A 12,284-nucleotide genomic window follows, 5' to 3' on the forward strand; every position below is an offset into this window, starting at 1 on the left:
GCCGGTGTGCCGGACCGTCCGGCCCGATCAGCGCGCCGTCACCAGCTCGCCGGTCAGCTCCGGCCCGGTGCTCCGCACCGGCGGCCCGGTGTGCCGGCCGCGTGCCGTCCGGCGGCCCGAGGGGACCGACAGGGCGGCCAGCGCGGCGGCGATTGAGATGCCGGTCAGCAGCAGGAAGCCCATGGTGAAGCCGGCCTCCCGGGGCAGCCCGCTCGCCTGCGGGTGGGCGGTGATCACGCTGCTGGCCACCGCGGCGCCGATCGCGCCGCCGATGGTGCGGATGTTGGCGTTCATGCCGGTCGCCACGCCGGTCTGCCGGGCCGGCACGCTGGCCACGATCAGGTTGGCCATCGAGGCGAAGGCCAGCCCGATGCCGAGGCCCACCAGGCCGCCGGCCACGCCGATCTCCCAGCGGGTGTCGTGCGCGACGGTCAGCATGGCCGCGGCGAGCACGTTGAACACGGCGCCCGTGGCCAGTTGCGCCTTGGCGCTGAACCGGGCCGACAGCCGGCCGGCGACGAGGCCGGCCACGAACATGCCGACCAGCATCGGCAGCATGAGCAGCCCGGCCTGCGTGACGCTGGCGCCGAAGCCGTACCCGGCGCTGGCCGGGATCTGCACGAACTGCGGCAGGAAGGCGTACACGGAGAACATCGAGGCGCCGTAGAGCAGGGCGACCAGGTTGGTCGTCCAGACCGCCGGCAGGCGCATCATCCGCATGTCGATGAGCGGGTTCGCCGAGCGGGTCTCGGCCACCAGCCAGCCGGCCAGGAGCACGCCGGCGAGCGCCAGCAGGCCGATCACCCGGCCGGACGTCCAGCCCCAGGCGGCGCCCTTGCTGACCGGCAGCAGCAGTGCCACGAGCCAGCCGGAGAGGAGCAGGGTGGCCGGCCAGCTGATCCGGCCGGGGGTACGCATCGGCGACTCCGGCACGAACCGGTGCGCGGCGAGCGCGGTGAGGCCGACGACGACCATCGGGATCCAGAACAGCCAGCGGTAGCCCAGGGTGGCGACGATCGGCCCGGCCAGCACGACCCCGAGGCCGCCGCCGGCGGCGACGACCGCCGAGATCGCCGCGACGGCCGAGCTCACCCGGGCGGCGGGGAACTCGTCGCGGATGATGCCGAAGGAGAGCGGGAAGACCGCGCCACCGATGCCCTGGACGACCCGGGCGACGATGAGCATGCCGATGTTGGGCGCGACGGCCGCCAGCAGGCAGCCCAGCGCGAGCGCGGCGAGGGAGACGACCAGGGTCCGTTCCTTGCCGACCATGTCGCCGATCCGGCCGAGGACCGGGGTGAAGATCGACGCGGACAGCAGGTACGCGGTCAGCACCCAGGTCACGGTGTTCTGCGAGGTGTGCAGGTCGTGCTGGATGGTGGGCAGCACCGGCGTGATCAGCGACTGGAGCATCGCGAAGAAGCCGGCGCCGGCGGCGAGGACGAGGAAGGTCAACCGGCGCGTGTCGCGCCGGACGGTGTCGATCACGGAAATGGCTCCCGTTCGCATGACGTGGGAAGGGTGTTCCGAGGGCCGCTCGCGCGGGTGTGGCGACGGTGGCGGGCCCACGAGGTGTCTCAGCGGGTTGCGGGCATGGTGGGACCTCCCGGGTCCGATGTCTGGTTCGCCTGGCCACGGCGGGTGGGCTCGGCGGGGGAAGCCGGAGTACGCTATCCGGAGGCAAGGCTCCGGTCAGTTCCGGAGGGGTGCCTCCACTAACGTAGCGGAGGGGTGCCTCCGTTTGCAAGGGGAGAGGGGTGACGCCCGTCATGGCCAGCGCCGACCAGCTGGGCGAGGTCTTCGCCCGGCGACCGAAGCGGGCCGACGCCCGGCGGAACTACGACGCGCTGATCGCCGCCGCCCAGGAGGTGTTCGGCGAGTGCGGCGCCGGCGCGTCCCTGGAGGAGGTCGCCCGTCGGGCCGGGGTGGGCATCGGCACGCTCTACCGGAACTTCCCGAAGCGGCGAGACCTGTTCGAGGCGGTCTACGTCGAGGAGGTGCGCGCGCTCAGCGCGTCCGCCGCCGACCTGGCGGACCGCCCGCCGTGGGACGCCCTGGTCGCCTGGCTGCACCGGTTCGTCGCCTACGTCGGCACCAAACGGGCCCTCGCCGAGGAGCTGGTGCACGACTCCGAGGTCTTCCGCAGCTGCCGCACCGAGATCTACGCCGCCGGCGAGCCGCTGCTGCGCCGCGCCCAGGAGGCCGGGGCGGCCCGCCCGGACGCCACCTTCGACGACGTGGTGCGGCTGGTCAGCGGGATCATGGCGTACCAGTTCTTCGAGCCGGCCCAGCGCGACCGGGTGCTGGCCATCGCCCTGGACGGCCTGCGCCACCCCGCCACGTCCCGCTGACGGTCCACGAGGGACGGCAGGAGTTCCCCGGCGTTGCGCCGGGTGTCGACGATGGTGCGACACCCTCCGTGATGCGGACGTGACGATGCGCGAACCGGCGAGGCGGCGGCGACCCGCCCGGGAGAAGTTTCCGACGGGCGGCCTGATCCGGTTCGCCCCGGACTCCGGCGAGCCGGTCGCCAAGCGGCTGGCGCTGCTCACCGTGGCCCGGGTGCCCGACGCCGCGGCCCCGCCGGTCGAGGTGTACGCCTGCGGGGTGGCCGACGGCGGCCCCGACCCGGGCTGCCGTCCGCGCTGACGGCGTGACGGCCGGCGACCCCCGTGGCGCCGCCGGCCGTCACCGTCGACTCAGGACGCGTCGACGTCCGCGTTGCTCGGCCGGCCCCACGGGCCGGTGATGGCGAAGACGTAGCCCGGCGACTGGATGTTGGCGAAGAGGATCTTCCCGTCCGCGCTGAACGTCGGGCCGGTGAACTCGCTGTCGTTGAGCTCGTTGCGGGCCAGCGGGTACGCCTTGCCCTGCTCGGTCACGCCGACCAGGTGCGACACGCCCTCGCCGTCCTCGGCCAGGATCACCCCGCCGTACGGGGAGACGGTGATGTTGTCCGGCCCGTCGAAGTTGCCGTTGTCGGCGTCCGGGTCGGTGTTCACGCCGAAGATGGTCTTCAGCGTCACCGTCTCGGTGCGCGGGTCGTAGAACCAGACCTGGCCGTCGTGCTCGTTGACGCTGCCGTCGTCGTGCCGGGCGAAGCTGGCCACGAAGTACGCGCCGCCGTCGGCCCACCAGGCGCCCTCCAGCTTGCGGCTGCGGGTCACCTCGTCGTCGGTGAACTGCTTGCGGACGGAGACCGTCTTGGCGTCGCGGTCCGGCACGTCCACCCACTGCACCTTGTAGCGGGTGCCCGGCGTGGTCGCCTCGGACAGGTCGGCCACGTGCTGGCTGCCCCGGAAGCAGCTCATCGCCTGGAGGCTGCCGGCGGTGTCCCCGTCCGGCCGCTGGGCGAGCGCGCGCAGGGCGCCCTTGCCGGCCCGGAAGCCGGCCGGCGGGGTCCAGCGGAAGTAGAGGCCGTTGGGGCCGCCCGCGTCCTCGGTCAGGTAGATGGCGTGGGTGTACGGGTCCACCGCCACCGCCTCGTGCGCGTAGCGGCCGAGGAACTTCAGCGCCACCGGGTTCTGGTTGGCGGCCCGGTCGTGCGGGTCCACCTCGAACACGTACCCGTGGTTCTTCAGGTACTGCCCGCCGGCCTTCTGCTCGGTCTCCTCGCAGGTCAGCCAGGTGCCCCACGGGGTGATGCCACCGGCGCAGTTGTTGTGCGTGCCGGCCACGCTGACGTACTCGCGCAGCCGCCGGCCCTGCCCGTCCACCTCGATGGTGGTGGTGCCGCCCCGGGCGCCCGGGTCGTAGGTCAGGCCGGCCAGCGCCGGCACCGGGAACGGCTCGCTGCCGCCGATCTCGTGGTTGTTCACCAGCACCGACCCGTTCGGGGAGCGGAAGCAGCCGGTGCCGTCCGCGTCGCTCGGGGTGGCCTGGCCGGACTCCAGCAGGGTCACGCCCGCCTGGGCCACGATGGTGTAGGAGAAGCCCGGAGGCAGGGCCAGCAGGCCGGCCGGGTCGGGCACGAGGTCGCCGTAGCCGACCGCCGTGCGGGTCGCGGCCCGGGCCGCCGCCGGGCCGGCGATGGCGTCCAGGCTGCCGGCCACCACGATGCCGAGACCGGCGGCCGCGCCGCCGTGCAGCACGGCCCGCCGGGAGATGGGGGAGGAGGTCACGTCGTCGCCTTCCTGTTCAGAGCGTTGCTCAGGGCACAGGCAAATGCGGCCGGGGGAACGGCGTCCGGCGGGAACGACCACCGGCGGGTGAACAGTGGGCCAACGTCGGGTGCGGGCCGCGTACTGTGCCCGGCCGCCGCGCGTCCGTTAGGGTTCCCTTCGATCGGTACGGCGGCGTCGGAGGGCGGACGGTGGGCAGGCTCGCGACGGCGTACCGGCAGGCGGTCGCCCTGCACCGGCAGGCCCTGCGTCACTGGGAATCCGCCCGGCGGGCGCTGGCAGCCGCCGGCCCGGCGCCGGTGGGCAGCCCCGAGCTGGTCGCCCGGCTGGCCCGGCTCGGGGGTGAGCTGGCCGGTCCCGTGCCCGGCACCGCCCGCGCCGCCACCCACCCCGTTCCGGTACGCCTCGGCGAGGCGACCACCGTGGACGGCGGCTTCCCGGTGCTGGTGCCGCTGGGCGCGGGCGCCCACCTCGCGATCGACACCGACGCCCGGGATCCCCGGGTCGGTGAGCTGCTGCGGGCCGTCGTGGTGCGGCTGCTCGCCGCGGCGCCGGCCGGCACGGTCCGGGTGGCCGGCATCGACCCGGCCGCGTTCGGCGCCGCCTTCCTGCCGCTGCGCCCCCTGCTCGACGCGGGTGTGCTCGGCCCGGCCGCCACCACCGTCGCGGAGACGACCGCCCTGCTCGACGCGGCGGAACGGCACGCCCGCACCGCCCTGGCGGCCGCGCCCGAGGATCGGGAGCTGCTGCTGGTGGTCGCCGCGTCCGCCCCGCCGCCGCGCGAGCTGGCCCGGCTCGCGGCGCTCACCCACGCCGGCCCCGCCGCGGCGGTCTGCGTGCTGCTGGCCGGTCACCCGCCGGCCGGACCGGGCGAGGCGCCGCCGCTCGGCGCCACCACCCACCTCCGGCTCAACGAGCGGTACGCCCTGGTCGGCGACCCGCCCGGCCGCCCGTTCAGCGCCGACGGCAGCGGCCTGGCCGCGCCCGTGCTGCTCGACGGCGATCCGTCCCACGCCACCGTGACCGGGCTGGCCCGGCGGCTCGCCGAGGCCGTCCGGCAAGCCACCACGGTCACCTTCGCCGACCTGCTGCCCGCCCGGCGCTGGGCCGAGTCCTCCGCCACCGGGCTGCGTACCGTGCTCGGCCGGGCCCGGGAACCGGTCACCGTGGCGTTCGACGACGCCACCCCGCACTGGCTGGTCGGCGGGCGTACCGGCGCCGGCAAGACGGTGTTCCTGCTCGACGTGCTCTACGGGCTGGCCGCCCGCTACTCGCCGGCCGAACTCCAGCTCTTCCTGCTCGACTTCAAGGAGGGGGTCAGCTTCACGGAGTTCGTGCCCACCGAGCGGGACCCGTCGTGGCTGCCGCACGCCCGGGCCGTGGGGATCGAGTCCGACCGCGAGTACGGCGTGGCCGTGCTGCGCGAGTTGCGCGCCGAGCTGACCCGCCGGGCCGACCTGCTCAAGCGGCACGGCGTCAGCAAGCTCGCCGACCTGCCCCCGAACGCCCGGCCGCCCCGGACCCTCACCGTGGTCGACGAGTTCCACGTGCTGTTCGCCGGCAACGACCCGCTCGCGCGGCAGGCCGTCGACCTCATCGAGGAGCTGGCCCGCAAGGGCCGCTCGTACGGCCTGCACCTGGTGCTGGCCAGCCAGAGCACCACCGGCATCGAGGCCCTCTACGGCCGGGCCGAGGCGATCTTCGGCCAGTTCCCGCTCCGGGTCGCGCTGCCCGGTGGCGGCGGCGTCCTCGACCCGCTGAACGACGCCGCGAAAGGGCTGACCCTCGGCGCCGCCGTCGTCAACACCGCCGGGGGAACGGCCGGCGCGGACACCGAGGTCCGCTTCCCCGACGCGCACGCCGCCGCCGCCGATGTGGCCACCCTGCGCCACGAGCTGTTCGCCGCCCGGCCCGCAGACGCCCGCCCACCCGCGGTCTTCCGCGGCTACGAGACCCCCCGGCTCACCGACGACCCCACCTGGGCCGCCCTGCCCCCCGGCGCCGAACCGCCGCTCGCCCTCGTCGGCCGCGTCGTCGACGTGGCCGGCAGCCCCGCCGGGTTCCGCCTCGACGCCAGCCCCGGCCGGCACCTGGCCGTGATCGGCACCGCCGCGACCGGCGTGGACGTGCTCCGGTCGGCCGCCCTGAGCCTGGCCCGGCAGCACGCCCCCGGCACGGCCCGCTTTCTGCTCGCGCCCCTGGCGCCGGGCACCACCGACAGCGCCGACGACCTGGCCATGACCCTGGCCGCCGCCGGCCACCCGGTCCGCCGCCTCGACGCGGCGGCCCTCCGCACCCACCTCGCTGAACTGTCCACCACCCCTGCCGCGCCCGCCGCCCCCGCTGGTCCCGCTGTGCCCGCCGCCCCCGCTGGTCCCGCTGTGCCCGCCGCCCCTGCCGTCCCTGTCGGCTCTGCTGTGCCCGCCGGCCCCGCCGTGCCCGCAACCCCCGCCGGTCGAGCCGCCGAGCACCGGGCCGGACCGGCCGGGCCGGGCACGGCGGTCGCGCGGACCTATCTGGTCGTGTTCGGGATGGACGCCGCCGCCGGCACGCTCGCCGCGACCGACCCGGGGACGTTCCGCTCCGGGCACGACGACCTGCGGGCGGTGCTGCGCCAGGGCCCCGCGCACGGGGTGCACCTGCTCGGCTGGTGGCGCGGGCTGCGCCGGCTCGCCGAGGACCTCGGCGGCAGCCAGAACCGTGACGACGTGGCCTGCCTCGTGGCGCTGAACGTGCCCGCCGCCGACCTCGGGCTGCACCTGGGCGTGCACGATCTCGGCTACGCCCCGCGCGACGGCCGGGCGCTGCTGGTCGACCGGCACGAGCACCGCGCCGCCCTGGTCGTGCCCTTCGCCGCCGACGGGGACGAGTCGTGACCGGGTTCGACGAGTACGCGGCCCTGCTCCGGGAGCTGTCCACCCGGCAGCGGGGCGGCGAGCGGGCGGTCGCGGCCGAGGCGGAACGCCGGCGTGCCCTCCAGTCCACCGTGGACCAGCTCGGCCGGCGCCTCGCCGCCCAGGGGCAGCGCATCGACCAGCTCGGCCAGGCCATCAATCTGCCGATGCGCTCGGTCCCGGCCGAGAGCCCGGACGGATCGGCGGTCCCGGTCGGCGCCCCGCCGCCGGCGGAACCGGCACCGCCCTCCAGCGGTGCGCAGGCATCCGGAACCGGGGGCGGGGTGACCGGCGGCGCAGCCGCCGCGCCGGGGCGGCCGGGGGTCGGGGCGTATCCCGAGGGGATGCTGCCGGGCCCGCGGGCGGGTGACCCGGCGACGGAGCTGGCCGCGGCCGCGCAGCTGGCCGACCAGGCCGACCGGCACGGGGAGCAGGCCGAGGCCCTGGCGCGGCGGCCCGTGCTGCTGCCCACCTGGTCGGCGCCGGCCCGGGCGGTCGCCGTCTACGCGGCCTGCGCGCTGGCCGGCTCCCTGCTCATGCTGGTGGCGCTGATCGGCTCGCCGCTGCCGGCGACCGGGCTGGACCTGGTGGCGGCCGTCTCGTGCGCCGGTGTCCCGCTGATGTCCTTCCTGGCCGGGCACCTGGTGCTCGGGCGCTGGGGCCGCCCGGTGCTCGGGGGCGAGACCCCGCTGGGGCGGTACGTGCCGCTCGGCTTCGTGATCTGCGCGCTGGTCGCCCCGTCGCTGTTCTGCCTCTACCTGGTGGTGTTCCGGCTGCTGAGCTGACCGGATGTCGTCGGCGTCGTCCAGATCCCGCCGCTTCGGTGAGTGGAACGCCATGGATGTCATCCGGGCCGTTCCACCGAGCACCGGCCGATCTTCGGCGTCGTCCATGGTGGCCCGTGCGGGTGGGGGAGGGCCGGGCGCTCTGCGCGGTGGGAGACTGTCAGGGATGGGTGCAGGGCGTGCCCGGTCTCGGCGTCTTCGTGGCGGAGCGCCGGGTGCCGGCCGATCCGGGCGACGTGGGGAGGGCGCGTGAGCGCAGCGGACATCATCGCGAGGCTGGCGGCGGCGGCACAGAAGCTGGACGAGGCGAAGGCCCGGACGGCCGCCGCGGCCCAGGACGCCGCCGAGGCCCGGGCGCTCGTGTCCGGCGCGCTGGAGGGCGTGGCGGCCGGACCGTTGCTCAACATGATCGACGCCTACCGGCAGGCGCTCACCCAGGCCGCGCAGGGCGGCGAGCCGGCCCGGCAGCACGTGCAGGAGACGATCGCCAAGGTCCAGGCGCTGGGGAGCTGAGCGCTCGACGGCGATGGTCATCAGGTGTCGGTGAGGACGAGCCACTCGTCGTCGCGCCGGCCCACCGTGGTGTCGGGCGGCCAGACGTGCGTCACCGACGTTGACGCGCGGGCCTGGTCGACCAGCGGCCGGCGGGCCAGAGCCGCGCCCTCGAAGCTGGCGGGGCCGCGGAACACGGCCCGGCCGAAGTTGGCCGCCCCCTCGAAGCGGGCCCCCTCGAACCACGCCTCCGCACCGAACTCGGTCCAGCGGAACAGCGCCATGTCGGCGAACCGCGCCCGGCGGAAGCCCGCGTACGCCGCGAAGGTGGCGTGCTCGACGGACAGCCCACCCAGGAACACGGCCTCCCGGAAGGTGGCGCTGCCGCCGAACGTGGCCCGGTCGAAGCTGCTCGGCTGCCGCAGCGTGGCGCCGCGGAAGGAGACCTGCCCGAAACTCGCCCCGCGGCAGGACAGCGCGCCGCCGAGGTCCGCCCGGTCGAAGCTCACCCGGCCCGTGAACCGGGCACCGTCCAGCACGAGTTCCGCGTCGCCCGTGAGGTCGTCGAACACGGCGTCGGCGAACTCCGCGCCCAACCGCAGCCGGCCCTGCACCACGGCCCCGGCGAAGCTGGTCGTGCCGGCGCAGATTGCGCCCGTGAGGTCCAGGTCCACCAGGGTGCAGCCGGCGGCGTCGAAGTCGTCCAGCCGGGCGCCGGTGAGGTCCAGCGCGATGCCCGGCCACCAGCCGTCCCGGTCGGCGCGGAGGTGCCGGGTGAGCAGCCGCTGCGCCGTGCGGCGCACCTCGGTCTCGCGCGGGTCGCCGGGCGCCGGCATCCGGAGGTACGCGCAGAGCACCGCCACGGTCGTCGGCCGCTGCCCCGGGTTGTCCTGACCGAGGCGTTCCAGGGCGTGCAGGCCGCCGAGGCGTACCGCGGGATTGTCGCTGCCGACCAGCTCGATGGCGCGGACGTACAGCTCGGTGAGCCGCCGCTCGGCGGCGTCGTGCTCGGCGGCCGCGGCCTGCCGCTCCTGGTGCCGCTGACCGGCGTCGGCGACCGCCTCCGCGTGCGCCTGCACGCGGTCGCGGTGCGCCTGGTCACGGGCCGCGACGGCCTCCTGGTGGCGCTGCCCGCGCTCGCTGATCCACTGCCGACGGGCGGCGAACAGCAGCGCCAGCCCGCCGCCGGTGCCGGCGACCACGGTGAGACCGGTGCGGATGGCGTCGACGCGCAGCGTGGCCCGGGTGTCGGGCTGGGCGGCCCGGTCGGCCTCGGCGAGCAGCCAGTCCAGCACCAGCCAGCCGAGCAGGACGGCCAGCAGCAGCCCGAGCAGCGCCAACCACCACGGCATCACGCGGAGCGGCTTCTCCTGCGGCGGCGGGGCGGACACGGCGCACAGCATGCCATCCGTACCGGCGGTCGGAGGACCCGTCCCGGCTGTCCTAATTGCCGATTCGTGCGCCCTGCGGAACAACGGGTTACCAGCGCGTAACTTTCCATTGACGTGTGTGAAATCGGACACGCATCATCGTTTCCACGATCGATCGGACCCCCCACCCGTCCTCCCGGAACACCGGGGCCTCCCACCGGAGGTGCAGTCCATGCTGCTCCGAACGATCCTGGCCGCCACCGCCGCCGTCACCGCCCTGCTCGTCCCGGCCACCGCCGCCCACGCCGAGCCCACCACCGAAACGGCCACCACCACCGCAGCCGCCCAGGCCGCCGCCGGTCTCGCCGCCGCCGCCGACCCGGTCGTCGTGGTCGGCGGCCTGATCGGGATCTCCATCGCGTACGAGCCGATCGCCGCCCGGCTGCGCGCCGACGGCTACCGGGTCTCCATCTACCAGTTGCCGAACCTCGGTTTCGGCGACATCCGCGAGTCCGCCCGGGCCCTGTCGTCCTACGTGGACCAGGTCCGCGCCGCCACCGGGGCGGCCAAGGTGGACCTCGTCACCCACTCCGAGGGCGGCCTGGTCTCCCGCTGGTACGTCAAGTTCCTCGGCGGCGCCGCCAAGGTCGACCACTACGTCAGCCTGGGCAGCCCGCAACAGGGCACCTACGTCGCCAACATCGTCAACTTCGTGGGGCTGGGCAGCTGCGCGGGCATCGTCGCCTGTCAGCAGATGTCCATCGGGTCCAGCTTCCTCGCCGACCTCAACGGCGGCGACGACACCCCGGGCGCGGTTCGCTGGACCACCGTGCGCACCTGGCAGGACGAACTGGTCCGCCCGGTGGACAACGCCTCGCTCGCCGACGGCGCCACCAACGTCCTGGTGCAGGCGTGGTGCCCGCTGCGGATCGTCGGCCACCTGGGCCTGGTCCTCGACGGCACCACGTACACGGTCGTGCGGCAGGCGCTCGCCGACGCCGCGATCCGGCCGAACTGCTTCGCGGTCTGAGGCGGATCCGGGCTCGACGGTCGCCGCGACGGCGGCCGTCGAGCCTCGTTCATTCCCTGGTCCGGCCGAGGACGAGGTCGGCGGCCCGTCAGGCCAGCGCGCGCCGGCGCGTCCCGGTCCCCCCACGGAGAGGCCCGCCTCACGCCGCCTTGGCGAGGGCCTCGAACTCGTCGTCGGTGAGCCGCACCTCGGCCGCGGCGATGTTCTCCTCCAGGTGCGCCACGGAGGACGTACCCGGGATGGGGAGCATGACCGGCGACCGGCGCAACAGCCAGGCGAGGGCGAGCTGCGCGGGCGTGGCGCCGTGGTCGGTGGAGATCGCGTCCAGCGGGCCGCCGGGCCGGGCCAGGTTGCCGGTGGCGATCGGGAACCAGGGGATGAACGCCAGGTCGTTGCGCTCGCAGTGCTCCAGCACGTCCTCGGCGCTGCGGTCGGCCAGGTTGTAGAGGTTCTGCACCGAGACGATCGGGGTGATCCGCCGGGCCGCCTCGATCTGCTCGACGGTCACCTCGGAGAGCCCGATGTGCCGCACCTTCCCCTCCTGCTGGAGCAGCGCCAGCTCGCCGAGCTGGTCCTCCAGCGGGACCTTCTCGTCGATCCGGTGCAGCTGGTAGAGCGGGATGCAGTCCAGGCCCAGGTGGCGCAGGCTCAGCTCGCACTGCTGGCGCAGATACTCGGGGCGGCCCACCGGCCGCCAGTCGCCGGGGCCGGAGCGGGTCAGCCCGGCCTTGGTCGCGATGACCAGATCCTCGGCGTACGGGTGCAGCGCCTCCCGGATCAGCAGCTCGCTGACGAAGGGGCCGTAGGAGTCCGCGGTGTCGATGAAGGTGACGCCCAGCTCGTACGCCCGGCGCAGCACCCGGACCGCCTCGGCGGGGTCCTTCGGGTCTCCCCAGACCCCGGGGCCGGTGATCTGCATGGCCCCGTAGCCGAGCCGGTCGACCTGGAGGTCCCCGCCGATCCGGTAGGTGCCCGATGCCTTCGCGGGCCCGGTGCTGGTCGCCATGGCGGTCCTCCTGTGCGTCGTCGTCGGCGGCGGCGGTCACCACCCCGACCGGAAGTCTTTCCCGCGAATCGCCGCCACCAACGTGCCGGGGCGGGTGTTTCCGCCAGTTTGCGGTGAGCGACCCCGGGGCGGCGGCCGCCGTGCGACGCTGGGCGGGACGGTGGTCTGGAGGTGCGCATGGCCGCGACGCCACGGCTCGACTTCGCGCTCGACACGTACGAGTGCATCGTGCTCTACCCCGGACCGTCGGGCCGGGCGCTGCCGGACGAGACCGTGCAGCGGCTCCAGGCCGAGCACCTGCGGCACATCCAGGCGCTGCAACGGCGTGGCATCGTCCTGGTCGACGGCTCCGTGGACGGCCCGGCCCGCGAGCCGGACCCGCCGATCGGCTTCGGCCTGGCCCGCACCGGCTCCGTCGACGACGTCCGCAGCGTGATGGAGGCCGACCCGGCGGTGCAGGCCGGGCTCTACCGCGTCGAGGTGCTCACCTTCCTCTGCCCGGCCGGCTCGCTGGAGTTCCCGCTCGCCAAGACGCAGAGCTGACCGATCGCCCCACGCGTCACCACGGCCGCGGTCGCCGGTCGAT

Annotated in this window: 11 protein-coding genes; 7 read left to right on the top strand and 4 right to left on the bottom strand. The window is 75.2% G+C overall.

Features of this window, described 5'->3' with window-relative positions; translation table 11 throughout:
* Window positions 1-27: 27 nt before the first annotated feature.
* The gene (locus tag ABZW14_RS05050; RefSeq protein ID WP_355339970.1) at window positions 28-1,488 is read right to left on the bottom strand and encodes an MFS transporter; all 1,461 of its coding nucleotides are present in this window, start codon (window positions 1,486-1,488) and stop codon (window positions 28-30) included.
* A 269-nt stretch (window positions 1,489-1,757) separates the two neighbouring features.
* Here ABZW14_RS05050 and ABZW14_RS05055 point away from each other — a divergent pair, with 269 nt between their 5' ends.
* Window positions 1,758-2,351, top strand: coding sequence for a TetR/AcrR family transcriptional regulator (locus tag ABZW14_RS05055; RefSeq protein ID WP_355339973.1), 594 nt, complete (start codon window positions 1,758-1,760; stop codon window positions 2,349-2,351).
* A 79-nt stretch (window positions 2,352-2,430) separates the two neighbouring features.
* Window positions 2,431-2,649, top strand: coding sequence for a hypothetical protein (locus ABZW14_RS05060; RefSeq protein ID WP_355339976.1), 219 nt, complete (start codon window positions 2,431-2,433; stop codon window positions 2,647-2,649).
* Window positions 2,650-2,699: 50 nt separating this feature from the next.
* Here ABZW14_RS05060 and ABZW14_RS05065 read toward each other — a convergent pair whose 3' ends face one another.
* Window positions 2,700-4,121 carry an alkaline phosphatase PhoX gene (locus tag ABZW14_RS05065; protein ID WP_355339979.1) on the bottom strand — a complete coding sequence of 474 codons (1,422 nt, stop codon included), beginning with the start codon at window positions 4,119-4,121 and terminating at the stop codon, window positions 2,700-2,702.
* 191 nt (window positions 4,122-4,312) lie between these two features.
* Here ABZW14_RS05065 and ABZW14_RS05070 point away from each other — a divergent pair, with 191 nt between their 5' ends.
* The 3 genes from ABZW14_RS05070 (at window position 4,313) to ABZW14_RS05080 (ending at window position 8,313) form a co-directional block, all read left to right on the top strand.
* Entirely contained in the window at window positions 4,313-6,997 is a 2,685-nt protein-coding gene (locus ABZW14_RS05070; protein ID WP_355339982.1) for an FtsK/SpoIIIE domain-containing protein, read from the top strand.
* Window positions 6,994-7,800: a hypothetical protein gene (locus ABZW14_RS05075; protein WP_355339985.1), complete on the top strand. Its 807-nt coding sequence runs from the start codon at window positions 6,994-6,996 to the stop codon at window positions 7,798-7,800. Before ABZW14_RS05070 ends, ABZW14_RS05075 begins: the two co-directional genes overlap by 4 nt.
* Before the next feature lie 249 nt (window positions 7,801-8,049).
* The gene (locus tag ABZW14_RS05080) at window positions 8,050-8,313 is read left to right on the top strand and encodes a DUF6244 family protein (protein WP_355339988.1); all 264 of its coding nucleotides are present in this window, start codon (window positions 8,050-8,052) and stop codon (window positions 8,311-8,313) included.
* Between the two features lie 20 nt (window positions 8,314-8,333).
* On the opposite strand, the gene ABZW14_RS05085 is transcribed toward ABZW14_RS05080, so the two are convergent.
* On the bottom strand, window positions 8,334-9,683 hold the full coding sequence (locus tag ABZW14_RS05085) for a pentapeptide repeat-containing protein (RefSeq protein ID WP_355339991.1): 1,350 nt from the start codon (window positions 9,681-9,683) through the stop codon (window positions 8,334-8,336).
* Window positions 9,684-9,894: 211 nt separating this feature from the next.
* On the opposite strand from ABZW14_RS05085, the gene ABZW14_RS05090 reads away from it, so the two are divergent.
* Entirely contained in the window at window positions 9,895-10,692 is a 798-nt protein-coding gene (locus ABZW14_RS05090; RefSeq protein WP_355339994.1) for an alpha/beta fold hydrolase, read from the top strand.
* A gap of 139 nt (window positions 10,693-10,831) precedes the next feature.
* On the opposite strand, the gene ABZW14_RS05095 is transcribed toward ABZW14_RS05090, so the two are convergent.
* Window positions 10,832-11,698: an aldo/keto reductase gene (locus tag ABZW14_RS05095; RefSeq protein ID WP_355339997.1), complete on the bottom strand. Its 867-nt coding sequence runs from the start codon at window positions 11,696-11,698 to the stop codon at window positions 10,832-10,834.
* Window positions 11,699-11,875: 177 nt separating this feature from the next.
* On the opposite strand from ABZW14_RS05095, the gene ABZW14_RS05100 reads away from it, so the two are divergent.
* Window positions 11,876-12,241, top strand: coding sequence for a YciI family protein (locus ABZW14_RS05100; protein ID WP_091267866.1), 366 nt, complete (start codon window positions 11,876-11,878; stop codon window positions 12,239-12,241).
* Window positions 12,242-12,284 lie beyond the last annotated feature (43 nt).

This window comes from Micromonospora sp. NPDC004551, from assembly GCF_040609975.1.
Classification (GTDB): Bacteria; Actinomycetota; Actinomycetes; order Mycobacteriales; family Micromonosporaceae; genus Micromonospora.